The sequence below is a fragment of the Paenibacillus sp. J22P51 genome, from assembly GCF_059692215.1.
Window position 1 is genome coordinate 170,361 of sequence record NZ_JCAUAZ010000011.1, and the last position, 23,244, is coordinate 193,604.

The following is a 23,244-nucleotide window of genomic DNA, read 5'->3' on the forward strand; positions in this document are numbered from 1 at the left end:
GCTGTAGGTTTTCCAACTAACACAGTTGATAGCTTCATGCAGTGGCAGGATTTCGCTCAATTTGGGAACTACCCCCCACCATGTATTTGCACCTCTAAGTGTTCTTAGAGGTTTTTTTATTTTTCAGCTTGTCACGACGCGCGCTTAGCATTTTTAACCGTTTCATAAGTTGATCTTCCCATTCCTGATCGGCAATGGTTTTCGCGAAGCCCAATAAATCTAACGCCATGTCAATTTGACAACGCACGATATCCATCGGCTCTTCACCTTCGTGGTTTACACAATTATCGTGCAACAGATGATCTTTGCCATCTACGTACTCAACAAAATCGACTTCAGCAGCTCCATCTCCATGGGCGTATTCGGCGAGGATTTCATACTCGTTCTCAACCAAATAATGAACCTCAATATGGTGACATACCGGGCAGAAGAGAATGGGCACATTGTGAATTTGTGTACGTATGTGCTTCAAGGTACCTTTTGTTCCAATCATACTGGCTCCACAGCAAAAACTCATGGAATTCCCTCCTAATCATTGAACCCGGATTAATTTAATATATTCGTTACAAATGTGTGAAATTCCTTTTTCATATGAGAGCTAGCTTATGTCAAATCATTCTAAATGTGTTTGAATAAGCATAAATATAGTAATGATCGATCCAATTCGTGTTTTCCGAATTCTTAAGATGAAGGGGAGAGCGGCGTGAACATGATTCCGAGTGTTTCCAGACAGATTGCTTTTGTCCAATATGACGATCAATCCTCCAGCATGACAGTTCAGTATCATACCGGATTCAGAGCCTCCTACACCAATGTGAAACAAGATGAGTATCTCTTGGTTTTTACATCGGCGAATCGGTATGATTCTCTAATGAGACTTACGGAAAGTAGGTACATGGAAGGTAACATTTCAACCAAGTAACGCGTATGCAGGCAATCTCCCCCCTTTCTATATGGGTGGAGATTTTTGGTTTATATGGCGCATATGCTACAATTGAACATAGGTTTAGCACAAACGTGCTTTCTTAAACGAATGGCTCGATAAAGGTTTTCTTATTCCCCTAACATATATATAGGTAGAGCATCCTTCTTGTGTAGTGCATGTATCACGAAATAACGCCATATTATTGTGTAAACTTTGAATTCTGATATTTTGAGAAAAGGTGAGTCTGATCTCTATCCAAGCACACCCCTTTGTCATCAATCGCGATACGCTTTATTTACTAGCACAGTCCCCTTCGGTTCAGTTTATTTATTGGCAGCTCTCAACCAGTAAGCAAATGCTCCTACAGGAGCATTTCCAGAAGGATTGGCGTTCATTAACACCCTCACTTCGTTTTCATGAAGTGGACGATCCATCTCACAGCAAGCCACAGGAACCTGCAGTGCGGGTCTTAGAGCTGCTACTTCCCCTTGGAGAATCCTGCTTTGTAAGCGGGTTAAACGCCGGTCAAACGTACTTCGCAAGTCTCGGTGTTCGGAATGAGCAAGGCCATTTCATTCCGATCCTACATTCCAATACCATTCAACTTCCAGCCATTGAGCTGCCTAGCACTAGTTATCCAGCCCTATCTGCTCAGCCTTTCATCTACCAGCTGGCGGCCCTTCATTTACCGCAAGTAACGCCCGATGTACATGCGTATTTCTCGGCCTATTCGGTGTATGTCCCGAAGAACACTTACCTAGTAGATATGGAATCCGGAGGCGATACTGATTGAGCACTAACGTACAAGGCTATGTTGCTTTGCTCTTGCATGCCCATATCCCTTATGTTCGCCATAATGCATCTGAGATTACGTTGGAAGAACGCTGGTTTTTCGAAGCTGTTGTCGATACGTATCTTCCTCTCATCGACATGATGGAGAGGCTCCTTGAAGATCATGTCCCATTTCGACTAACGTTGTCCTTGTCTCCGCCGTTGCTTGCCATGTTAGAGGATTCACGTTTACATTTGCGACTTCGCAAGCACCTATCCTCGCTTTGCCAGCTGGGGCAGCGTGAAGTCATTCGCCTGTGGGGCGATGAAGTCTTCGGCCCGTTAGCCAAGCTGTACGCTGATCGGTATCACCGGCTCAGCCTTCTCTACGATCGCCTACACGGCGATCTTATTGCGAAATTCCGCAGCCTCAACAGCACAGGCTGCTTAGAATTAATTACTTGCGCCGCTACGCATGCGTTCTTGCCTTTAGTAAAGAACGAGGCTGCATTACGCGCACAGCTCGAGGCGGCGGTGCAGGAATTCCGCCGGCATTTTGGTGTCGCTCCTGCAGGCATCTGGCTGCCGGAGTGCGGCTATTCGCCAGCGCTTGAGCCTCACCTGCAAGCATTAGATCTACGCTACTTCGTCGTTGATACGCATGCACATGCGTTAGCACATCGCGATCGAAGTGCAGACATCGCTGGCTTGCCGCTGCGCACGCCAGGCGGCGCCTGTGCGTTCGCCCGGGATCCCGAGGCCGGTGCCCATGTCTGGAGCGCCGACTCCGGGTACCCCGGCGACCCCGACTATCGCGAATATTATCGCGATATCGGCTACGACCTCGGCCGCGAAGGCGGGGCCGAGTGGGCCTACTTGAAGCCCTATGTGCTGCCAGACGGCGCACGCATCAACACGGGCTTCAAGTACTACAGCGTCACCGGTGATGGTGACGCCAAAGTGCCCTACCACCCGGCGCGCGCCGCTCAGAAAGCTCAGCAGCATGCTGAGCATTTCATCGCTAGCCGGGTGGCGCAGGTGCGCCGCCTCGCGGAGCGGCGCACAGCCACAGGCGCAGGAGCATCTGCGCCAGAGGAGCCCTCGGTCATCGTATGTCCATACGATGCCGAGCTTTTCGGGCACTGGTGGTACGAAGGCCACCAGTGGCTCGAAGCCGTGCTGCGCGGCCTTGCCGCGTGCAGCGATGAAAGTGTAGTCGTGCAGACGACTACACTTGGCGGCTACGCCGCCGCCCATGCGCCGACCACCATTGCTTCGCTTCCGGTGTCGAGCTGGGGTCGCGGCGGCTATGCCGAAGTCTGGCTGCAGCCGCGCAGCCAGTGGGTTACGCCGCGGCTGCACGCGGCAGAGGATCGCATGGTGCAGGCTGCGCAGAAGCACCATGATCCGGCAGCGCTTAGCAGCCTGCAGCTGCGGGCGTTGAATCAAGCCGCACGGGAGCTGATGCTCGCGCAGAGCAGCGACTGGACGTTTATTCTGGATGCGGACACGGTCACCTCCTATGCGACGAAGCGTATTGAAACGCATTTGTCGCACTTCCATAACCTGCTGAACACGTTAGACAAGGGCAGCACTGACAAAGAGCTTTCCACACTCGTCCATTCCTTGGAACGGAAGTCACCTTTTTTACCAGATCTGCATTATCGGCTTTTTCAGCCATCTTCTTCTAAACATGCCATTCAGCGCTCACCATCGCGCGTAGATACAGAAATACCATTAAACGAAGTTGCGGTCACCTCATTGACAGAAGCAACTACTCGCCGACATACATCCAAACTGCGCATTCTCATGCTCGCTTGGGAATACCCGCCGCATGTGATCGGTGGTCTTGCCAGAGCCGTCTGCGACCTATCCAAGCAACTAGCTTCCGACTGCCATACCGTTCACGTCATCACCTGTCAGTCTCCCGGATGTGCCCCCTATGAAGTGTCAGAGGGTGTCCACATTCATCGTGCGGAAATGCTCTGGGCGACGGATTCCCTGCATTTTCTAGATCGCGTATTCCAAATGAATATGGCCTTCACAGATATCATGTTAGAGTTATCACGGCAAGGTTTCGTTTTCGATCTCGTGCATGCGCATGATTGGCTAGTATATTACACAGCACATGTAGCCAAGCAAGAACTGCGGCTCCCGCTTCTGGCCACGATTCACGCAACGGAAACGGGACGAAATCTAGGAAAGCTGGAGTCACCGTTACAGAAACGGATTCATACCCTAGAAGGTAAATTAACAGCGGCGGCTGATCATCTCATCGTTTGCAGTCTGTCTATGCAACAGGAGGTTAAGACGCTCTTTCATATCCCTATTCACAAAATAACACCTATTCCCAACGGCATTGCTCCTTCGCGCAAACCTGGTCCATCGACTTCTACGATGAATCCACTGCTGGCTGACGCCATTTCCGCTAGCGACACATCGCAGCGAATCCTTGCTTTTCTCGGACGTCTTGTATTTGAAAAAGGCGTACACACGCTCCTAGCCGCGATGCCGCATGTGCTCGCTAGGTTTCCGGGCTCCAAATTAATCATCGCCGGCACGGGACCTGAGCGTGATGCGTTGGAGGAGCTCTCTATAGGCCTCGGAGATCGGGTTAGCTTCACAGGCTTTCTCGATGAGGCGGACAAAGGCTTGCTTTTACACTCGGCAGATCTATGTATATTCCCAAGCCTCTACGAACCTTTCGGATTGGTTGCTTTAGAAGCGATGGCCAGCGGGACACCTCTCATCGTCTCTGAAACTGGTGGCCTCGTAGAGATTGTCAAAGATGGAGTGAACGGATGTACATTTCCGCCAGGGGACAGCGATGCTTTAGCAGGGCAAATCATTCAGCTTTTAGAGCAACCCGTCTACGCGTCCAAGCTTGCATTCACTGCCTTACGTACCGTTAATACCAATTATGATTTGGCGAAAATTGGATCTTTGACAACTCACGTTTACGAGACGGTGATTTCCAATCTGGCTATACCAACCAGTATGTCCCCGCAGCAAAAGGAAATAATCAAGTAATTTGGATATCCGTTCCAAATGTAAGCGTGACCAGTAAGAATTTTCAGAATTTTTTCAAAGAATCATTGATTCCTTTGTCAGAATTAGGTAACCTATTGGCAAGACATGTGCTCCATCGTTCAGACCTCCTGGCCTGATCTGAATGCGCGATCAAACAAAAGAGTGGGGAAGTGATTGTATTGCCAAGACATCTGGTCATCGGAAATGGAAAATTCCTTATTAACCTCGATCAGCATTCGTACATGAGAGATTTGTACTATCCTTTCGTAGGCCAGCTTAACCATATTGGCGGTTATCAGTGCCGTGTTGGTGTATGGGTAGATGGTGACTTCGCATGGCTGAATGCCCCTGAATGGCAATTCAAGCTTGCCTATGTAGAAGATTCCCTAGTCACTGAGGTGACAGCTACACATCCAGGACTCGGTGTTACTCTGCTTATGAATGACGGCGTTCACCAGCGTGAGGATATTTATTTGAAACGGATTCACGTTACGAATCACACCAATACGGTTCGTGAAGTACGTATGTTCTTCAACCAAGACCTGCTCATTAATGAGACAGAAGTGGGCGATACAGCCGCTTACTACCCTTTAACGAACACCGTCTTTCATTATAAAAAGGATCGTTATTTCATGTTTAACGGCTCCACGGGTACGGAAGGTATTTATCAATATTCCACTGGTGTCAAAAGGTTCTACAACGCCGAAGGCACATGGCGCGATGCCGAAGATGGTCATCTCATGGGCAATGCCATCGCACAAGGCTCTGTCGATAGTACCATCTCCTTCCGACTCTTCGTCCCTCCTAACGGAAACCAAACGCTCTACTACTGGATGGGCGCAGGCAAAAATTTGGAAGAAGTCAAAAAGCTCGATGCTTATGTCAAAGACAGCCACCCAGGCAAACTGCTTGACCGTGTGACGGTGTATTGGCAGCGTTGGGCCAACAAAATCGATCGCGACTACTACGATCTCACACCAGAAGTGCAACGGCTTTTCAAACAAAGCCTGCTGCTCGTTCGTACGCAAACCGATGTGAACGGTGCTATTATTGCAGCCAACGATTCCGACATCATGCAGAGCAACCGAGATCATTACAGCTACATGTGGCCCCGCGATGGTGCATTAATCGCTTATTCCATGTCGATGGCTGGCTACCAAGGTATGATTATTCCTTTCTTTAACTTTTGTGCGAACGTACTGTCGCCTGAAGGTTATTTGCATCATAAATACAATCCAGACGGCACCGTAGGCTCGAGCTGGCATCCCTATATTCATTCCGGCCGTGTACAGCTTCCGATACAGGAAGACGAAACGGCGCTTGTGTTATTTGCCCTCTGGCAGGATTTCCAAAAAAATGGAAGCCTTGAATTTGCCCAATCTCTGTATCGAAACCTCATTCGTAGAGCAGCGAGATTCATGTCCACATACATTGATCAAGAGTTGAATTTACCGAAGCCGAGTTACGATTTATGGGAAGAACGCTACGGGATCTATACCTTCACAGCCTCAGCTGTGTACGGAGGATTAATCGCTGCTTCGAATTTCAGCAATTTGTTTGGGGATGAAGAGCGGAGCAATCGCTACAAGCATACTGCGGAGAAAATCAAGTCCGGTATCCTAAAGCATCTGTGGGATGAAGATGAACAACGATTCGTTCGCGGTTTGTATATGGAAGATGGCGAATGGGTTAAGGATATGACGTTGGAGAGCTCTGTTTATGGCATTTTTGAATTTGGTGTGCTGCCTGCTGACGATCCACGTGTGGTAAGTACGATGCAAGCTAACAAAGAAGGTCTTATGATCAAAACCGAGGTCGGTGGATCCGCCCGCTATCATCATGATTATTACTTCCAACGCTCCACCGATATCGAGAAAGTGCCAGGTAATCCTTGGATTATTTGTACACTCTGGATTGCTGAATGGGAAATTGAGTACGCCAAGACGATTGCTGAACTTGAAGCTCCGCGCAAAACGTTGGAGTGGGTCGTCAAACACGCGATGGAAAGCGGCGTATTGTCCGAGCAATTGGATCCCTTCTCTGGCGATCCGGTGTCCGTAGCTCCACTTACGTGGTCCCATGCGACATATGTTCTTACTGTAGTCAAATATCTGAACAAATTTAAACAGCTTTCCAAATAGCAATGAATTATGTCGGCCGTTCTCTAAGGGGACGGCTTTTTTCAGCTTGGGCAAATCCCATTGATAATATCTGCCCAGCAGGTTGGCTGATTTGGCGCGGGAGAAAATCCATTTATTTTCGAGGAGGCGTGAACATGGCTACTTTCATCACCTTTATTGTCATTGTTATAGTTGTTCTTCTCCTTTTTACAGCTTTTTCCCATGATTCTCGCAAAAGGAATCGGCGCAGACGCCGACAGGACAGCCATGATGCCAGCTACAGCGGCTTCGCTAGCGATTCCTCTCTCTACGATGATCGCCGTCATCATGGGAACCATCATCACAACGGTCATGGTAGTCATGACAAGCACGGGGACTCCAACGATAGTGGCGGGGATAGTGGAGGCGGCGATTCTGGTGACAGTGGTGGTGGCGATGGTGGCGGTGGCGGCGGAGACTAAACCAATGCTACCCGAAACAACCAGCCTTTATCGTACGGCGACTCATACAGCAGCATTGTGGCTCGCTCTACCAACAAGTTCACAGCAATCACTTTCCCAGATATAGGGGAAAACAACTCATATTCATCGACAGCCGTTTCGAGTGAACTCATAAACTCCCCTTTCGTTAATTCAACACCTTTCTCAGGCAGCTCGATGAATAGGATCATTCCCCATTTTTCTAACGCATGCTCAGTAAGCCCTATTACTGCTTCATTGCCTTCCTTACGTACCCAATATAAATCTTCAGTCGCTATGACATCCATGTATGTTCTCCTTATGAAGAAAGACCCCTCCGCCCGCATTCGCATGCTAATCTGAGGGGCCTTCCTATGTAGTTAAAACTTATTTAACAACCAAGTTTTTGTCGCCTGGTTTCCAGTTCATTGGGCACAATCCGCCGGATTGAAGCGCTTGAAGTACACGAAGTGTTTCTTCTACGCTGCGACCTACGTCATTGTGATTAACAACTTCGTATTTCAATTCGCCTTCTGGATCGATGATGAAAAGACCGCGAAGCGCGATACCTTCTTCTTCGATTAGAACGCCATAGTCACGAGCAACGGATTTCGTAATGTCAGCAGCAAGTGGGAATGCCAATTTACCAAGACCATTATCGTTAACCGGCGTGTTGATCCACGCTTTGTGTGTGTGGATGCTGTCGATGGAAACACCAAGAATTTCAGTGTCCAAAGCTTTGAATTGATCAGCAGCATAACTAAGTGCTGTAATTTCTGTTGGACATACGAATGTGAAGTCCAATGGGTAGAAGAAAAGAACTAACCATTTTCCTTTGTAATCGGACAAAGATGCTTTACCAAATGCTGTACCGTCACCTGTAGCTGTCTCCATTGTAAAATCAGGAGCTTGTTTACCAACTAAACGTTCTGCCATGGGTATAATTCCTCCTCAAAATCTATCTAAACTCTATATTATCCGTATAAAATGGTACCATCCACCTACTTGAAAGTCAATAATTAGATCGTATACTAGATAATAATTATTTTAATCCTTGGAGGCTTCAACAAAAAAGCCCGCACTTCCGAAGCATTCCTGCCTCGAAGGTGCGAGCTTAGTTCTATTATTTATTTACGCATAGCGTCAACAATCAATTGACCCATTGCCAACGTACCGATTGCTGTGCTCTTATCCACTGCGATGTCCCCTGTACGGTGACCAGCATCCAATACTTCTTTTACAGCGCGCTCGATGGAATCCGCTGCTTCGTGGTAGCCGAAAGTCAAACGGAACATCAAAGCAACGGAAAGGATTGTAGCGATTGGGTTGGAGATTCCTTGACCTGCGATATCAGGCGCAGAGCCGTGTACCGGCTCGTACAAGCCGAAGCTGCCTTCGCCAAGAGAAGCGGATGCTAGCATACCGATGGAGCCTGTAAGCATTGCTGCTTCATCACTCAAAATGTCGCCGAACATGTTCTCTGTTACGATAACATCGAAGCTGGACGGACGGCGTAGCAATTGCATCGCACAGTTATCAACCAATACGTGCTCAAGCTCAACATCTGGGTAGTCAACCGCGATACGGTTAACCGTTTCACGCCATAGACGGGATGTTTCAAGTACGTTCGCTTTGTCAACGGAAGCAAGCTTCTTACGACGCGTTTGTGCAATTTCAAACGCTTGACGCGCGATACGCTCGATTTCAGTTACATTATATGCACAAGTATCAACCGCTTCTTGACCGTTTGCTGTTTCACGACGGAATTTCTCACCGAAATAAATACCGCCAGTCAACTCACGAACAACGATCAAATCTGTGCCTTCAAGAACTTCTGGTTTCAATGTGGAAGCTTCTTTCAAGCAATCGAAGATGAACGCTGGACGGATGTTGGAGAACAAGCCAAGCGCTTTACGAATACCTAGAAGACCTGTTTCAGGGCGAAGCTCTTTGGAATTGTTGTCCCATTTAGGACCACCAACTGCTCCTAGAAGTACAGCGTCTGCGGATTGACAAACCTTCAATGTTTCTTCCGGAAGCGGTGTACCTTTCTCATCAATCGCAATACCACCGAAAAGCGCGTGTTCCGTTTCAAATTGATATCCGAACAATTCTTCCGTACGCTTCAATACTTTTTCTGCTTCTGCAACGACTTCTGGACCAATACCGTCTCCAGCTATTACCGCAATCTTTTTAACATCAGCCATGACAATCATTCACTCCTTATTTTAGCAAACCTAGTTAGTTAGCATTCCTATCGTTTATCCTGACCTCATTGTACCATAAGATAACACCCTACTTTAGATATAAAAGCTATCGCTTTAATAGTTTTTTCCTATAAACAACGAAAAATAAAAGCCCTCTCCTGCCTGCTAGCAAGAAAGGGCTTAAGCTTAGCTTGGTTTGATAATCATGAAGATGAATAAAATAACACCAACTGTGGATGCCGCATAGAAGTAATTACGCGCCTTAGCCCACAGCATCACTTGCTCTCCTGGAAGTGTAGTCGCCTTCTGATTCGAAGGATCTAGCACCCAGCCTCCAAGTTTCTTCTGATTAGGCGTTGCGAAGCCAATGGCAATAATTTGAATGATAACATACGCCACAAGAGAGCCGATCAGCCAAGTTTGCATGATGGAGCCGTAATCACCTAACCAAATCAACAACAATCCAGTAAGTACGGCGAGGCTGCCGCCGATTTTCGGAAAAATCTCCAACCGACTTCCCACGCGTAAGGACATCCTCAGTTCCTCAAGCGTTTGTTTCTTTCTAAGCAGCACATGTGCAAAAAACGTTGGGCCAACCCCGATAATGGCTGATAAAACATGAATGAGAACGAGAATCTTCATACCAACTCACCTCTTGTAACGTAATATGTAAACAACACAAATTATAAGATACAATCAAAAGATGAGATTATCTATGGCCACCGCCACCAGTTGTGGATACTTTTACCATAATTTTGATTAAGATTTCATCAATTTTTATCGGCCTCTCCAGCTGTCAGCAAAGGTTCGTACATCATAATCGCATGGTTATCTGTCACCCATTCATCCCTTACATGCTGCCCTTCCTTATTCATCACTTTTCTGTGAATTTCATTATGCCGGACATATCCACCCCAAAATTCACGCGTAATCCGATGGCTTTTTTCATAAATCTCATAGCTATGTAAGCTAGGGTTGAGCGTACGCCATTCCCCTACCAAATGGGTATCTGTGACATGAATAACGAGCTGATACGCCTCCAACGTTTCGTTCCGAATTTGCAAATCCAAGTAATTATAGTAACACGTTGCCCCGCTCCCAAAAGGCTGAGATCTCCCCGCATCTGGAAATACATCATAGCTGTGACGATACCTTTCCGTTACGGTAAGCGGCGTATGCAGCGTCATCCAGTAGATCAAATTCGAAAGCTGGCATAAACCGCCTCCAACCCCCGTCTTCACTTTTCCATGAAAGAGCACCATGCCATCGACATACCCCTTTCTACGGGTCGTAGTGCCAATTAAGCGCCAATAAGAAAAAGTCTCGCCAGGCTTGATGATCACGCCATTCAACTGCTTCGCGGCAATTTTCAAATTCACCACTTTGTTATGCTGAAGCCACATATCTACATCTTTCAACTGTCTTAAAAGAGGGGTTCGGTGCGTAAAAGCTACCTCTGGCAGTGTTTGGTCCTGTTTCAAAGTTGCATATTTTTTTCCATCGAAAAACCAGGTCAAATATCGTCTTAAGCGGTATGCTTTGATCCCTAGATAAATCCTTGCCCGACTTCGGTGGATCGGTTTTAAGGGTTGTTTCGGCTTTTTCATCCGTCAGATCGTCCCCTTTCTCACTTCCTTGATCCCATCTTAATTTCAAAATAATCCCAAGTCAATTACTGCGAAATGATCACATTGCTTGATCTTTCCTTCACACTCATGGTAAAGTGTTAAAAAATGGTAGTGAAGCACACGCCGCTTCTCTAGTTCAGCCTTTGCTGATTCTAGGGAGCGGCTTCTTTATTTTCTGAAAAAAGGGGCGGAATTGGGTTATGTCATTATTCGATAAATCTTATGAGGCATTCATACAGGCGCATTATTCCAGACGAAATGGTGAACGATTACGAAGATTGAAAGAAGGGCATGGTCATGCCGAGCGATTATTTCTGAAACAAGTATGGTGGAGGGCATTAGGCGAATTTCTATTTTTGCATCCAGAGTTTGAGGTCAAGGATTTCCGTGATGGCACTCGCTTTATAGATTTTGCCTACATTCGACATGGATTAAAACTTGCTATCGAAATTGATGGTTACACCACACACGCCAGTCAGATCAGTCGCACACAATTCTCTGATGGGCTCATACGTCAAAATCATTTGATGATCGATGGGTGGAAAATACTGCGTTTTACTTATGATGATGTAAAGGATCGTCCTCGTATGTGCGAGCAGATCATCCTGCAATTTATAGGGAAGTATTTCAGTGAACAGCCTAGGGAGCAAGAACAATACGGGGAGTTAAGTATCATTGAAAAAGAGATTTGTCGGCTAGCTCTATCACATGGACAGGGTATTTCTCCTCTTGATGTGTCTGAACATTTTCGTTTCGGAACTAAGAAATCAAGGAGCATCCTTCATAATATGAAAGAGAAACAACTACTCGTCCCCGCGCGTGAAGGGCAGCAACGAATAAGATACTATCAGTTACACCCAACAGTTGCCGTCCAGATGGTTAGGTGAGTGGCGTTAATGCTTACGTTGCCGGCGTGCAGCCCTTTAAGGCCCCTATCGGGCCTTATTCGCGCGCACGAGCGCCGGAATCACTGCTTCGCTCAAAAAGGGTGTTAATGCTTGCGTTCCCGCTTGCCGTTTCCGGCGCGCAGCGTTTTAAGGCCCCTATCGAGCCTTGTTCGCGCACACCAGCGCCGGGATCACTGCTTTAACGCCCAAAAAGGGCGTTATTGCTTCCGTTCCCGCTCGCCGTTGCCGGCGTGCCGCACTTTTAAGGCCTTTTCGGGCCTTATTCGCGCGCACGAACGCCGGGATCACTGCTTTAACGCCCAAAAAGGGCGTTATTGCTTCCGTTCCCGCTCGCCGTTGCCGGCGTGCCGCCCTTTAAGGCTCCTTCCGGGCCTTATCGGCGCCCACCGGCGCCACAAAAAACACCCAAGGCTAATTGCCTTGGGTGCTGCATCTCTAGCTTATGCTTTTTGCAAATACGATTCCATCGCCTTCGCGAGCTTCTTCATGCCCAGAATCGTCGTTTCACGATCGGTATGCGTGTAGTTCAAGCGCATCGTGTTGTACTGTGGATTCTCCGCGTAAAAGGTAGCACCGGGAACAAAGGCAACGCCTTCTTTGACCGCGATTTTCAACAAATCCGCGGCGTTAATTTGCTCAGGAAGCTCTACCCAAATGAACATGCCGCCCTTTGGCTCTTCCCATTTCAGACCAGGCCAGTTCAGCTCAGTGAGGAGACCTGACATGAATTTCATCCGATCCAGATACTGTTCACGGATTAAGGAAATATGAGCGTCCAGATCAAAATGCTCAAGCAAGTGATACAGTGTTTGCTGATCAATCGTACTGGAGTGCAGATCCGCGGATTGCTTGAAGCGTGCAACTTGACGAATAAGCATCTCATCCCCCATCACCCATCCTGTACGGAAAGCTGGCGCAACGGTTTTGGAGAAAGTGCTCGTATAAACAACATTCCCACCCTCCGCTTTGCCACCTAACGAGTAGACAGTCGGATAGCTTTCACTCTCATCAAACTGGATTTCCCCATACGGGTCATCTTCCAGAATCAACACATCAGCGCCGCGGCAAATATCCAGCAAGCCTTGACGACGTTCCAAGCTCCACGCACGACCCGCAGGGTTGGAGAAAGTTGGAATGACATAAACCATTTTCGGATTATGCTTCGCGATTTTGGCTGACAAATCCTCCAGAATCATGCCGTCGCTATCGCTATCAACGGAATAAATTTTCGCGCCTTTGGCTTGGAACACTTGGATCGCTGCCAAATACGTCGGACTTTCGACGAGAATGACATCACCTTCATCAATATACACACGTGTCAAAAGATCGATCGCTTGCTGCGACCCTGTCGTCAACAGCATTTCGTCTGGGGTAACCAGCATGTTCTTTGCTGCCATCCGCTTGCATAAGGATTCGCGCAAAGGCTTGTAGCCTTCTGTCAAACCATATTGCAGCGCAGACTTACCGCCGCCAACAACTCTTGTGAACGCTTCACTGACAGCGTCTAACGGGAAAAACTCTTCAGCAGGCAATCCGCCAGCAAAGGAAATAATCGAGCTCCCTTGTGTCAGCTTAAGAATTTCTCTTACAGCTGACGATGAGAAGCCTTCCAACGATTTAGAAAATCGATATTTCATACAGGGACGCATCCTTTCGCATTTGTAGAAAGCACCCCTCCTCTAATCTTGGAGGTGAGGTGCTAATCCGGGTTGCCATGAAAGCTAAGAGATTATATTAACGTTACGTTGCTTCTGTTGCTTGTTGGATTTTTGCGCTTATCGATCAGTCTGTTCACAGCGTCCAGATAAGCCTTCGCGCTTGCTTCCAGAATATCCGTCGAAATGCCGCGTCCTTGCACAGAAATGGAGTCCTGCTTCAGTACGACGTGAACTTCACCAAGCGCATCTTTCCCGTGCGAAACGGATTTGATGGAGTAGTCATCAAGCTCAACGTTTTCCTTCGTCGCTTTATCAATCGCGTTGTAGATCGCGTCAACCGAACCGTTACCTACCGCGCTTTCAGCCACCTCGCTGCCATCTTGGAAGCGTACATGAACCGTTGCGGTTGGTGTCATTTGGTTGCCGTAGGCAACTTGAAGCGCGCCAAGTGCGAAAATTTCCGGTGTCTCGATCAATTTTTCTTCGATCAAAGCACGAATATCCTCGTCTTCTACCTGCTTCTTGCGGTCTGCCAAATCCTTGAACTTGGCAAAAGCCACGTTTACTTGCTCGTCACCGAGCTCGTAGCCAAGATCAATGAGCTTCTCACGAAATGCGTGTCGTCCGGAGTGTTTACCCATAACGAGCTTACTTTCCTTCACGCCGATCGTTTCCGGAGACATAATCTCGTAAGTTGTTTTCTCTTTGAGCATCCCATCCTGATGGATGCCGGACTCATGCGCGAAGGCGTTAGCGCCAACAATCGCTTTGTTGCCCGGAACCACCATGCCTGTCAGCTTGCTGACAAGACGACTGGTACGGTAGATCTCGTTCAACACAAGCGAAGTTTTCGCTTGGTAGAAGTCTTGGCGTGTTTCCAGCGCCATAACGACTTCCTCGATCGAGGTGTTCCCTGCTCGCTCGCCAATACCATTGATGGTGCCTTCGATTTGATCGGCACCATTCAGAACAGCTGCGAGCGCGTTCGCAGTCGCCATGCCTAAGTCGTCATGGCAGTGCGCGCTCAATTGAATTTTTTCAATGCCTGGCACAGTCTCCTTCAGCATTTTGAAAATATTGCCGTAGTCATATGGTGTCATATAGCCAACGGTATCAGGAATATTCACGACAGAAGCACCGGCGCGAATCGCCATGTTCGTCACTTCCGCGATGAAGTCCAGCTCCGTACGTCCAGCATCCTCGAGTGAGAACTCGATTTTGCTGAAATACTTCTTCGCATATTTAATCGCCGCTTCCGCTGCTTCTAGCACCTGGTGCTTCTCCATCCGCAGCTTATGCTGACGGTGAATCGGCGACGTGGCAAGGAAGAGATGAATGCATGGATCCTGTGCACCCTGCAGGGCTTCACGCACAGCTTCGATATCATTCTCACGCGAACGGGACAAGCCGATAACAGAAGCGTTCTTAACCGCTCTAGCGACGGCATTCACACCCGCCAAATCCCCTGGGGATGCCGCAGGAAAGCCAGCTTCCATACGATCCACGCCAAGCTTCTCCAGCTGCAATGCGATCTCGACCTTCTCCTGCGTATTCAGGTTCACACCTGGTGATTGCTCACCATCACGAAGGGTTGTATCAAAAATATAAATTTTACGCACCATGTCACCTCCTAAGAGTTTTCAATAGAAAACTTGCTTCGTAAGCATTTGCTAAGATGTTTTTCCAAGTCGTTATAGTATTCACAGGGAGCAATTGGGAAATTCTCCTCAATCACTCCCTGTGGAATGTACAGCTATAAAATTCAATAATGACGAAAGATTATTTTTTGATCCAGTGCATCATTTCGCGAAGTTCTTTACCAACCACTTCGATCGGATGCTCTGCTTCGTTACGACGCGTTGCGTTCATGAATGCGAAGTTGGATTGGTTTTCCAAGATGAAGTCGCGTGCGAATTTACCTTGTTGGATATCGGAAAGAACAGCTTTCATAGCTTTTTTCGTTTCAGCTGTGATGATACGTGGACCAGTTACATAGTCACCGTACTCAGCTGTGTTGGAGATAGAGCTGCGCATGGAAGCAAGTCCACCTTCATACATCATATCAACGATCAATTTCAATTCGTGCAAGCACTCAAAGTAAGCCATTTCTGGTGCATAACCCGCTTCAACCAATGTTTCGAAACCAGCTTTAACCAGTTCAGAAGCACCGCCACAAAGAACTGCTTGCTCACCGAACAAATCAGTTTCTGTTTCTTCACGGAAAGAAGTCTCGATAACGCCTGCACGTGTACAGCCGATACCTTTTGCATAAGCAAGACCGATTGCTTTTGCATTGCCAGTCGCATCCTTCTCGATTGCGATCAAGCCAGGTACACCGAAGCCTTCAACGTACGTACGACGTACCATGTGACCAGGGGATTTAGGAGCTACCAAGAATACATCTGTACCTTCAGGAGCAACGATTTGTCCGAAATGGATGTTAAATCCGTGGGAGAACATGATTGCTGCGCCTTTTTTCATGTTCGGTTGAATGGACTCTTTGTAAACGCGAGCTTGCGTTTCATCCGGCATCAAAATTTGGATAACATCAGCGCGACGTGCTGCTTCTTCTACAGATACAACTTCAAAACCATCGTTTTTAGCTGCGTTCCATGAACGGCCTTCACGAAGTCCGATAATAACGTTCAACCCGCTATCACGCAAGTTTTGTGCTTGTGCGTGCCCTTGGGAACCATAACCAACAACCGCAATCGTTTTACCTTTAAGTACCGCTAAGTCTGCATCTTTTTCATAGTAAGTAGTAACTGCCATTCGAATAAATCCTCCTTTGATATAATGAATCCGTTTTGTCTACCCCTTGAGTGGGTGTTTCAACGTTTTACCGTGGTACTCCGCTGAAACCCCCACTCAAAGAGAGCTTACTTCTCATTGAAAATGGGTGTTTCTATTTATTTAACGGAACCGCGAATCATCGCAGTAACGCCCGTACGGGAAAGCTCACGAATGCCATAAGGACGAAGCAATTCGACCATAGCATCTATTTTATCTGAATCTCCAACAACTTGCACGATCAATGAAGCAGGGCCGATATCGACAACTGCCGCGCGGAACGTTTCAACGATGCCTAGAATTTCTGGGCGCATGAGGGGTTCAGCATTTACTTTAATAAGTGCGAGTTCTCTGGCTACCATTGGATTGGAGCTCAGATCCACAACCTTGATGACGTCAATCAACTTGTACAATTGCTTGGAAATTTGCTCCAACGTGTTATCATCACCTGTGGTCACGATAACCATCCGAGAAAGTCCGATTTCCTCGGACTCTCCTACTGTGATGCTTTCAATATTAAAGCCTCTGCGTCCAAACAAACCAGATACACGTTGCAGAACACCAGGCTGATTGTTTACGAGTACGGAAACTGTATGTTTAGTTGTCATTCCGAATCCCCCATTAACATGTCACTAATTGTATCGCCCGCTTTAACCATTGGGAACACGTTCTCGCCCTTCGGTACGACGAAATCAATAACGACAGGCCCCGGTGTATCGAGGGCTTCCTGCCATGCTTTTCTCGCTTCTTCTTTCGTCGTTGCGCGCAAGCCTTTCACGCCGTAAGCTTCTGCAAGCTTCACGAAATCAGGGCTTCCTGCCAAATCAATGTGACTATAGCGATTCTCATAAATGATCTCTTGCCATTGGCGAACCATTCCAAGCACTTGGTTGTTGATAATAACAACTTTAACTGGAATGTTGTTGATCGCACAGATTGCAAGCTCTTGCGCACACATCTGAACGCCGCCGTCTCCATTGATGGAAACTACCAGTTTATCCGGGTTCCCCATTTGAGCGCCGATCGCTGATGGGAATCCGAAGCCCATAGTGCCAAGTCCACCGGACGTTACCAGAGAGCGCGGGTTTTTGAACTTATAGAACTGCGCAGCCCACATTTGATGCTGTCCAACGTCTGTCGTAATGATCGCTTCACCTTTGGTCGTTTCGCTGATCATCTCAATCACATATTGTGGTTTAAGCTCCGTTTCAGTTTCGCCGTATTTCAACGGGAACTTCTCTTTGCTTGCTTGCATTTCAGCAATCCAAGCTTCGCCATTCGAAGGCCTCGCTTTCGTATTGGCATATTCGAGAACGGCTTTCACATCGCCTACACATGGGATATCCGTTTTCACGTTCTTGCCGATTTCTGCTGGATCCACGTCGATATGAGCGATCAGTTTCACCTTAGGAGCAAAACCATTCAAATTCATCGTTACCCGATCATCGAATCTGGAACCGATGGAGATGAGTAGATCTGCATTTTGGATCGCTGTATTAGCTGTAAACGTTCCGTGCATCCCCGGCATACCGAGCCATAGCTCGTGTGCACTCGGGAAGCCGCTTAAGCCAAGCAGGGTTGTTACGACAGGGATCCGTGTTTTATTAATAAATTCGATCAATTCGTTGGAAGCATCCGCATAAACAACGCCGCCCCCTGCAATGATAACCGGACGTTCAGCCTCTTCGATGGCTTTGATCAGCTTATCAATCTGCAGCTTGTTGGGTTGCACTGTAGGGTTGTAACCACGAATGCTTACATCCTTTGCAGGCTTAAATATCGTTTTATGAGCGGAGACATCCTTTGGTATGTCAATAAGAACCGGCCCCTTACGACCTGAGTTCGCAATATGGAACGCTTCATGAATGATGCGCGGTAGGTCATTAACGTCTCTAACCAGATAGCTGTGCTTCGTAATCGGCATCGTAATGCCGGTAATGTCAGCCTCTTGGAAAGCATCCGTTCCGATGAAATTCGTTGCCACGTTACCTGTAATAACAACTAGAGGAACAGAATCCATATATGCTGTAGCAATACCTGTGACGAGGTTCGTAGCCCCCGGCCCGGAAGTTGCGATACATACACCAACCTTACCTGTTGAACGAGCATAGCCATCAGCTGCATGAATCGCGCCTTGTTCATGTCTAGTCAACAAGTGATTGAAATCGTCAAAACCATGCATCGCATCATAGATGTACAATACAGCGCCGCCTGGATATCCAAAGACGCAGTCCACACCCTCCAGCAATAAGCTTCTTAGCAAAATTTCGGAACCTGTAATCAGGTCAGGCTGCGTCAGCTTTTCAATTAGTTCTTCTTTAGAGCGTTTTGGTTCAGTTTGAACATTCATTGTGATCCTCCTCTCGAAAAGTCAATTCGTGTCATTGTTAAACATTCCATGAAAATAAGAAAAACCCCTATTCATCCCGTGCGCGCACAAAACGCGCTCAACGGGACGAAAGGGGTTTAAGCTTCCGTGGTACCACCCAAATTTGCTATATGCCTCACAGCACATAACCTTAGCAGGTATGTTCACTAACGAACATTACCCTCAGCACGATAACGTGTGCTCTTCCGATTCTCCCTAATACTGCAAGTAATCTGCACGTTTCAGGAAAACAGCTCCGAGGTGACTTCGTACGTAAGGGATTAAGGCGATGGTTTCAGCAAGTCCAACGCTCTCTGCGCATAAGTGCCCTTATTACTTCTTCCTCTTCATAGCGATTCATTCGTATGCTTCACCATATCAAATATGATTAAAGATTATTATATGCATCGGAAGGCCAATAGTCAATAGGGAAATTCGAATAAAAGTAAGGGCTGTGAGAGAAGATCTTCAGAATACTGCCAGACATATAAAAAGAGCCTGCCCCCTGAAGGGGACAAGCTCTCAGACGCGAAGTCAAGCTTACGCGTTTACTTTTGCTTTTGCAGCTGTTGCCAAATCGTTGAATGCTTTGGAATCATTCACAGCTAGGTCAGCCAAGATTTTACGGTTAACTTCGATACCAGCCAATTTAAGGCCGTGCATCAATTTGCTGTAGCTCAAGCCGTTTTGACGAGCGCCTGCATTGATACGAGTAATCCAAAGTCTACGGAAGTTACGTTTTGTTTGACGACGGTCACGGTATGCATATACCAATGACTTCATTACTTGCTCTTTAGCTGTTTTAAATAAACGGTGTTTGGAACCGAAATAACCTTTTGCTAATTTCAAAATTTTCTTACGACGGTGAGCGCGAATAAATCCGCCCTTGACTCTTGCCATTGTGAACTACCTCCTGGGATATATAAATGATGTTCGAATGTTAAGCTGAGTAACGATTAGCCTTTGATAAGGGACAATTGTTGTTGCAAACGACGTACATCGCCAGGAGCCATTGTTGGGTTCGTGGACAATACGCGTTTTTGCTTGGATGATTTACCAGAAAGCAAGTGGTTTTTACCTTGTTTGTATCTCATCACTTTGCCTGTGCCAGTGATTTTGAAACGGCCTTTCAGGCTGCTGTGTGTTTTCATTTTCGGCATGTTGTTGTTCCTCCTAATTTAGTATACCGCCTAAGTTGTCGCTTTTGGCGTTAAGATCATGATCATGCTTCTTCCCTCAAGCTTTGGAGCACGCTCCTGCGAGGAAATTTCAGCAGTTTCTGTAGCAAGGCGCTCAAGCACTTTGCGACCAATCTCCGAGTGCGCAATTTCACGACCACGGAAACGAACGCTAGCCTTAACTTTATCGCCTTCGCCAAGAAACTTAACTGCGTTGCGAAGCTTCGTTTGGAAGTCATGTTCATCGATCGTCGCACTTAGGCGAATCTCTTTGATATCCACAATCTTCTGGTTCTTACGAGCTTCTTTTTCTTTCTTTTGCGTTTCATAACGGAACTTGCCGTAATCCATAATGCGGCAGACAGGCGGCTTCGCCGTCGGTGCAACGTTTACTAAATCAAGGTTCGCGTCAAGTGCAATTTGAAGAGCTTCGCGAATTGGTGTAATACCAAGTTGTTCTCCGTCCGCCCCAATAAGGCGTACTTCCTTCACACGAATCTCGTCATTAATCATATGGTCTTTGCTAATTGTGTTCCACCTCCATAAAGTATGTAACTCTCTTCCAAATATAAAAAAGATGCGGGCACAGTGGGCCCACATCTTCATCAATAACAGGTTTATAACAAACCTATTGAATGTACATGATGATTCATTCAAACCAGCCAACGTTACGTTAGTCAGGTGAGAAGCGGGCGCTTCTGCTTTACTCGAAATATAATATCATCTCATTCTAAAAAAGTCAACTCACTTGTTTACTTTTCATTTCATCCAAACGAATTACACGTGTATGCTCGGTATGGCTCCACTGTTTGTTGTTTTGCGTGAAGAACGCATAGAACGTAATCGGCCACCAAGATAGCATGAAAATTGGGTAAAGCAGTAAATACTTGTACGTCTTCTTATGAGCCTTTTCAATCAACATCGACATCGGAAGCAAAACATAGATTGCCAAGCTGAGTGAATTGATTATAACTGGATTGATATGAACTAACGCTGACTCAGCCGTCCCGTGAGATGTCATGGACTGAATCCACAGCATAACCGTTAGAATGGCACCGAAGAAGAAATTGTATACATTCGCGGAATAGATCGCCGCGTCAATTTTCATCCAGCTTCCCGTTTTGATCCCTTGCCACAGCAATGGGAAGAAGAAGCGTTTGGCCACTTCAAAGTGACCTTGCATCCAACGCAGACGCTGCTTAGCAGAAGCATTAAACGATAACGGCTTCTCATCATAAACACGCGTATCATAATTGAACGTAGGTTTGATACCCATTTGAATACATCTCATTGAGAATTCAAGATCCTCAACCAAGCTCGTTGCGCGCCAGCCAATTTCCTTTAACAGGTTGGAGTCGAAGCACATGCCCGTTCCGCCAAGATAATTGGCAAGACCCAAGTTCGATCTAGGCGTTTGAACAAAACGGTTCGCGTAGAAGTACGAGATGGCAAAGGAACCCGTAATCCAGGAATCATTTGGATTTTTGGTATCCAGATAAGCTTGAATAACGCGGGAACCTGAGCAAAGATCGTTATTCATGTGGATCAAATAATCAGGACTAACCAGGTTATCCGCATCGAACATCACGATTCCGTCATACTGACGCTCACGCTTCCATAGCTCTTTGAGCATCCATTCAATCGCATACCCTTTCCCTCTGAGGTTCGGGTTGCGGCGCTCCATTGCATACACGCCATGATGGCGCGCAATGTCAGCCGTGTTATCCGTACAGTTGTCACAAATGACGAAGATGTCAAAGAGCTCTTTCGGATAATCCAACGTCTTCAGGTTCTCAATCAGAGCCCCTACGACTTGTTCCTCATTATGAGCGGCAACCAATACAGCAAACGATTTCTGCGGAGCAAACACTTTTTTGTTTTTGGGACGATACCAACCAAAAAACGTTAAAAACAACTGATACGCACCGACCAAAGCCAAGAACATTTGAACGGCAAGCATAATCTTGTCTAGCATGAAGCAAAGTCCCCCTTTTTTTGTGCACGTCAGCTATCTTTTTATATGCCTCGTGCGTTTATGTACAGGTAATTCGTGTCAACAGGCAAACGGTGAAACAATCGTTTTTGATTTTCCTCTCTTTCCCCCCGTTTGTCAAAGTCTGCAAACACCGAAAAAGCGGCAGTTCTTTGAAATTTGGGTGGTTCGCACACGCCGAACAGAGCATGCGCTTGAAATCGGGTCGAAAATGTCTTGTTTTCATCGTTTTTCATTTATTGTGTACCAAAAGTTCACCATTTAGACGAACACTGTCTTTTCTAAGTGGCAACGTCACTATTATAAGTCACTCCGTTAATTTCTTACAACATTTGCTTAATTACCCTGTTAATGGATGAAAACAGTCACCTTAACAACATTCGCACAACACAGCCCGAAAGAGTCCGTCGTTCACAATAAGGACATATCATCCGCGACTTGCACGGGATAGTCGTTTCAATTTCAGGGAAGACTAACAAGAAAACTGCGAAATTGCGCTGCATTGGCGCTGTGTCGATTCGAAGATATTTGTCATCCTAACATAGAAATGTTAACGCTAGATTAGTGCAACATTAATTTGAATTTATGAATATTTATCATTCATTTAATCTTCCTCTAATAAACCCTTCGTACAATAAAGATAGAGAGAAATTCCAGATAAGAAGGAGGAGGTTATTCATGAGCAGCAAAGTTGTTCATTGGCTTCAGCATCATGAAACACGTCTATTCCACTTCGTCAACCAACGAATACAACATCATTTCCTCGATCATTTTTTCACAAAAATAACACATCTAGGCGGTGCCACAGCTTCTATTATGCTCTCTTTATGCTTGGCATGCTTTTGGCAAGGCTCGCTGCGTATAGCCGGTTTTCAAGCACTGATCGCTTTGACAATCAGCCATATCCCTGTTGCCATTATGAAAAAAAGATATCCTAGACTGCGCCCTTATCTTGTCCATCCTCAAACCATTACACATAAAAACCCTCTGACAGATCATTCCTTTCCCTCTGGACATACCACAGCGATTTTCTCAGTTATGATTCCCGTCGTATATGCTTTACCCATGCTCGGACTCATACTGATCCCGCTTGCTGGTATCGTTGGCCTATCGCGGATTTACTTGGGACTTCACTATCCTTCAGATTGTATCGTAGGTTGTTTGCTTGGAACGACAGCATCATTAGTGACAGTAGCCTTCTGGGGGTAAA

The 23,244-nt window shown here is 46.7% G+C and carries 22 protein-coding genes and 1 other annotated feature; of the genes, 7 read left to right on the top strand and 15 right to left on the bottom strand.

All coding sequences use genetic code 11. The annotated features are described in order from the left end of the window. Nucleotides 1-94 precede the first annotated feature (94 nt). Nucleotides 95-517 carry a hypothetical protein gene (locus tag AC58QC_RS21980; RefSeq protein ID WP_497417213.1) on the bottom strand — a complete coding sequence of 141 codons (423 nt, stop codon included), beginning with the start codon at nucleotides 515-517 and terminating at the stop codon, nucleotides 95-97. 192 nt (nucleotides 518-709) lie between these two features. Between AC58QC_RS21980 and AC58QC_RS21985 the strand changes: the two genes are divergently transcribed. The 5 genes from AC58QC_RS21985 (at nucleotide 710) to AC58QC_RS22005 (ending at nucleotide 7,307) form a co-directional block, all read left to right on the top strand. Then, nucleotides 710-922 carry a KTSC domain-containing protein gene (locus AC58QC_RS21985; protein ID WP_497417241.1) on the top strand — a complete coding sequence of 71 codons (213 nt, stop codon included), beginning with the start codon at nucleotides 710-712 and terminating at the stop codon, nucleotides 920-922. A 241-nt stretch (nucleotides 923-1,163) separates the two neighbouring features. Continuing rightward, nucleotides 1,164-1,718, top strand: a complete 555-nt coding sequence (locus AC58QC_RS21990; RefSeq protein ID WP_497417214.1) for a DUF4912 domain-containing protein — start codon at nucleotides 1,164-1,166, stop codon at nucleotides 1,716-1,718. Next, nucleotides 1,715-4,726 carry a 1,4-alpha-glucan branching protein domain-containing protein gene (locus tag AC58QC_RS21995; RefSeq protein ID WP_497417215.1) on the top strand — a complete coding sequence of 1,004 codons (3,012 nt, stop codon included), beginning with the start codon at nucleotides 1,715-1,717 and terminating at the stop codon, nucleotides 4,724-4,726. The genes AC58QC_RS21990 and AC58QC_RS21995 overlap by 4 nt, the downstream gene beginning before the upstream one ends. 179 nt (nucleotides 4,727-4,905) lie before the next feature. After that, nucleotides 4,906-6,867, top strand: a complete 1,962-nt coding sequence (locus tag AC58QC_RS22000) for a glycoside hydrolase family 15 protein (RefSeq protein ID WP_497417216.1) — start codon at nucleotides 4,906-4,908, stop codon at nucleotides 6,865-6,867. Between the two features lie 134 nt (nucleotides 6,868-7,001). Next, complete coding sequence (locus AC58QC_RS22005; protein ID WP_497417217.1) at nucleotides 7,002-7,307, top strand: hypothetical protein; 306 nt, start codon at nucleotides 7,002-7,004, stop codon at nucleotides 7,305-7,307. Here AC58QC_RS22005 and AC58QC_RS22010 read toward each other — a convergent pair. The 5 genes from AC58QC_RS22010 to AC58QC_RS22030 all read right to left on the bottom strand — a co-directional run bounded on the left by AC58QC_RS22010 (nucleotide 7,304) and on the right by AC58QC_RS22030 (nucleotide 11,118). Continuing rightward, complete coding sequence (locus tag AC58QC_RS22010) at nucleotides 7,304-7,612, bottom strand: glycine cleavage system H family protein (protein ID WP_497417218.1); 309 nt, start codon at nucleotides 7,610-7,612, stop codon at nucleotides 7,304-7,306. The two genes, AC58QC_RS22005 and AC58QC_RS22010, sit on opposite strands and share 4 nt — an antisense overlap. A 79-nt stretch (nucleotides 7,613-7,691) precedes the next feature. Further along, nucleotides 7,692-8,240 carry a peroxiredoxin gene (locus AC58QC_RS22015; protein ID WP_028554012.1) on the bottom strand — a complete coding sequence of 183 codons (549 nt, stop codon included), beginning with the start codon at nucleotides 8,238-8,240 and terminating at the stop codon, nucleotides 7,692-7,694. Between the two features lie 191 nt (nucleotides 8,241-8,431). Then, nucleotides 8,432-9,511, bottom strand: coding sequence for a 3-isopropylmalate dehydrogenase (gene leuB, locus AC58QC_RS22020; RefSeq protein WP_056835930.1), 1,080 nt, complete (start codon nucleotides 9,509-9,511; stop codon nucleotides 8,432-8,434). 186 nt (nucleotides 9,512-9,697) lie between these two features. Continuing rightward, nucleotides 9,698-10,153 carry a DUF2269 family protein gene (locus tag AC58QC_RS22025; RefSeq protein ID WP_497417219.1) on the bottom strand — a complete coding sequence of 152 codons (456 nt, stop codon included), beginning with the start codon at nucleotides 10,151-10,153 and terminating at the stop codon, nucleotides 9,698-9,700. 128 nt (nucleotides 10,154-10,281) lie between these two features. After that, the gene (locus tag AC58QC_RS22030; protein WP_497417220.1) at nucleotides 10,282-11,118 is read right to left on the bottom strand and encodes a VanW family protein; all 837 of its coding nucleotides are present in this window, start codon (nucleotides 11,116-11,118) and stop codon (nucleotides 10,282-10,284) included. A gap of 221 nt (nucleotides 11,119-11,339) precedes the next feature. On the opposite strand from AC58QC_RS22030, the gene AC58QC_RS22035 reads away from it, so the two are divergent. Further along, on the top strand, nucleotides 11,340-12,026 hold the full coding sequence (locus AC58QC_RS22035; protein ID WP_497417221.1) for a DUF559 domain-containing protein: 687 nt from the start codon (nucleotides 11,340-11,342) through the stop codon (nucleotides 12,024-12,026). Nucleotides 12,027-12,487: 461 nt separating this feature from the next. On the opposite strand, the gene AC58QC_RS22040 is transcribed toward AC58QC_RS22035, so the two are convergent. From AC58QC_RS22040 to AC58QC_RS22080, 9 genes are all read right to left on the bottom strand, one after another. Further along, complete coding sequence (locus AC58QC_RS22040; RefSeq protein WP_497417222.1) at nucleotides 12,488-13,684, bottom strand: aminotransferase-like domain-containing protein; 1,197 nt, start codon at nucleotides 13,682-13,684, stop codon at nucleotides 12,488-12,490. A gap of 92 nt (nucleotides 13,685-13,776) precedes the next feature. After that, on the bottom strand, nucleotides 13,777-15,324 hold the full coding sequence (locus AC58QC_RS22045) for a 2-isopropylmalate synthase (protein WP_497417242.1): 1,548 nt from the start codon (nucleotides 15,322-15,324) through the stop codon (nucleotides 13,777-13,779). Nucleotides 15,325-15,484: 160 nt separating this feature from the next. Next, the gene (gene ilvC, locus AC58QC_RS22050) at nucleotides 15,485-16,477 is read right to left on the bottom strand and encodes a ketol-acid reductoisomerase (RefSeq protein ID WP_497417223.1); all 993 of its coding nucleotides are present in this window, start codon (nucleotides 16,475-16,477) and stop codon (nucleotides 15,485-15,487) included. Between the two features lie 137 nt (nucleotides 16,478-16,614). After that, nucleotides 16,615-17,103, bottom strand: coding sequence for an acetolactate synthase small subunit (gene ilvN / locus AC58QC_RS22055; RefSeq protein WP_477587621.1), 489 nt, complete (start codon nucleotides 17,101-17,103; stop codon nucleotides 16,615-16,617). Beyond that, nucleotides 17,100-18,845: a biosynthetic-type acetolactate synthase large subunit gene (gene ilvB, locus AC58QC_RS22060; RefSeq protein ID WP_497417224.1), complete on the bottom strand. Its 1,746-nt coding sequence runs from the start codon at nucleotides 18,843-18,845 to the stop codon at nucleotides 17,100-17,102. The genes ilvN and ilvB overlap by 4 nt, the downstream gene beginning before the upstream one ends. Before the next feature lie 558 nt (nucleotides 18,846-19,403). After that, the gene (gene rplT, locus AC58QC_RS22065) at nucleotides 19,404-19,763 is read right to left on the bottom strand and encodes a 50S ribosomal protein L20 (RefSeq protein ID WP_028553998.1); all 360 of its coding nucleotides are present in this window, start codon (nucleotides 19,761-19,763) and stop codon (nucleotides 19,404-19,406) included. A 56-nt stretch (nucleotides 19,764-19,819) separates the two neighbouring features. Beyond that, nucleotides 19,820-20,023 (bottom strand): 50S ribosomal protein L35, encoded by a 204-nt coding sequence (gene rpmI / locus AC58QC_RS22070; protein WP_028553997.1) that lies wholly within the window; start codon nucleotides 20,021-20,023, stop codon nucleotides 19,820-19,822. Between the two features lie 30 nt (nucleotides 20,024-20,053). Next, nucleotides 20,054-20,554, bottom strand: coding sequence for a translation initiation factor IF-3 (gene infC, locus AC58QC_RS22075; RefSeq protein WP_056609101.1), 501 nt, complete (start codon nucleotides 20,552-20,554; stop codon nucleotides 20,054-20,056). 52 nt (nucleotides 20,555-20,606) lie between these two features. Then, nucleotides 20,607-20,751 (bottom strand) — a sequence feature (ribosomal protein L20 leader region). A 29-nt stretch (nucleotides 20,752-20,780) separates the two neighbouring features. Beyond that, nucleotides 20,781-22,016, bottom strand: coding sequence for a glycosyltransferase family 2 protein (locus AC58QC_RS22080; protein ID WP_497417225.1), 1,236 nt, complete (start codon nucleotides 22,014-22,016; stop codon nucleotides 20,781-20,783). A gap of 696 nt (nucleotides 22,017-22,712) precedes the next feature. On the opposite strand from AC58QC_RS22080, the gene AC58QC_RS22085 reads away from it, so the two are divergent. After that, a complete protein-coding gene (locus AC58QC_RS22085; RefSeq protein ID WP_497417226.1) occupies nucleotides 22,713-23,243 on the top strand; it encodes a phosphatase PAP2 family protein in 531 nt (176 codons plus the stop codon). Nucleotide 23,244 lies beyond the last annotated feature (1 nt).

What these genes read in the sequence shown, in the direction of transcription:
- AC58QC_RS22030 (WP_497417220.1), bottom strand. Translation starts at nt 11,118, where the DNA reads ATGAAAAAGCCGAAACAACCCTTAAAACCGATCCACCGAAGTCGGGCA.
- ilvC (WP_497417223.1), bottom strand. Translation starts at nt 16,477, where the DNA reads ATGGCAGTTACTACTTACTATGAAAAAGATGCAGACTTAGCGGTACTT.
- infC (WP_056609101.1), bottom strand. Translation starts at nt 20,554, where the DNA reads ATGATTAATGACGAGATTCGTGTGAAGGAAGTACGCCTTATTGGGGCG.
- rplT (WP_028553998.1), bottom strand. Translation starts at nt 19,763, where the DNA reads ATGGCAAGAGTCAAGGGCGGATTTATTCGCGCTCACCGTCGTAAGAAA.
- AC58QC_RS21980 (WP_497417213.1), bottom strand. Translation starts at nt 517, where the DNA reads ATGAGTTTTTGCTGTGGAGCCAGTATGATTGGAACAAAAGGTACCTTG.
- AC58QC_RS22085 (WP_497417226.1), top strand. Translation starts at nt 22,713, where the DNA reads ATGAGCAGCAAAGTTGTTCATTGGCTTCAGCATCATGAAACACGTCTA.
- AC58QC_RS22005 (WP_497417217.1), top strand. Translation starts at nt 7,002, where the DNA reads ATGGCTACTTTCATCACCTTTATTGTCATTGTTATAGTTGTTCTTCTC.
- AC58QC_RS21985 (WP_497417241.1), top strand. Translation starts at nt 710, where the DNA reads ATGATTCCGAGTGTTTCCAGACAGATTGCTTTTGTCCAATATGACGAT.
- AC58QC_RS22025 (WP_497417219.1), bottom strand. Translation starts at nt 10,153, where the DNA reads ATGAAGATTCTCGTTCTCATTCATGTTTTATCAGCCATTATCGGGGTT.
- ilvN (WP_477587621.1), bottom strand. Translation starts at nt 17,103, where the DNA reads ATGACAACTAAACATACAGTTTCCGTACTCGTAAACAATCAGCCTGGT.
- AC58QC_RS22040 (WP_497417222.1), bottom strand. Translation starts at nt 13,684, where the DNA reads ATGAAATATCGATTTTCTAAATCGTTGGAAGGCTTCTCATCGTCAGCT.
- AC58QC_RS22015 (WP_028554012.1), bottom strand. Translation starts at nt 8,240, where the DNA reads ATGGCAGAACGTTTAGTTGGTAAACAAGCTCCTGATTTTACAATGGAG.
- AC58QC_RS22035 (WP_497417221.1), top strand. Translation starts at nt 11,340, where the DNA reads ATGTCATTATTCGATAAATCTTATGAGGCATTCATACAGGCGCATTAT.
- leuB (WP_056835930.1), bottom strand. Translation starts at nt 9,511, where the DNA reads ATGGCTGATGTTAAAAAGATTGCGGTAATAGCTGGAGACGGTATTGGT.
- ilvB (WP_497417224.1), bottom strand. Translation starts at nt 18,845, where the DNA reads ATGAATGTTCAAACTGAACCAAAACGCTCTAAAGAAGAACTAATTGAA.
- AC58QC_RS22080 (WP_497417225.1), bottom strand. Translation starts at nt 22,016, where the DNA reads ATGCTAGACAAGATTATGCTTGCCGTTCAAATGTTCTTGGCTTTGGTC.
- rpmI (WP_028553997.1), bottom strand. Translation starts at nt 20,023, where the DNA reads ATGCCGAAAATGAAAACACACAGCAGCCTGAAAGGCCGTTTCAAAATC.
- AC58QC_RS22010 (WP_497417218.1), bottom strand. Translation starts at nt 7,612, where the DNA reads ATGGATGTCATAGCGACTGAAGATTTATATTGGGTACGTAAGGAAGGC.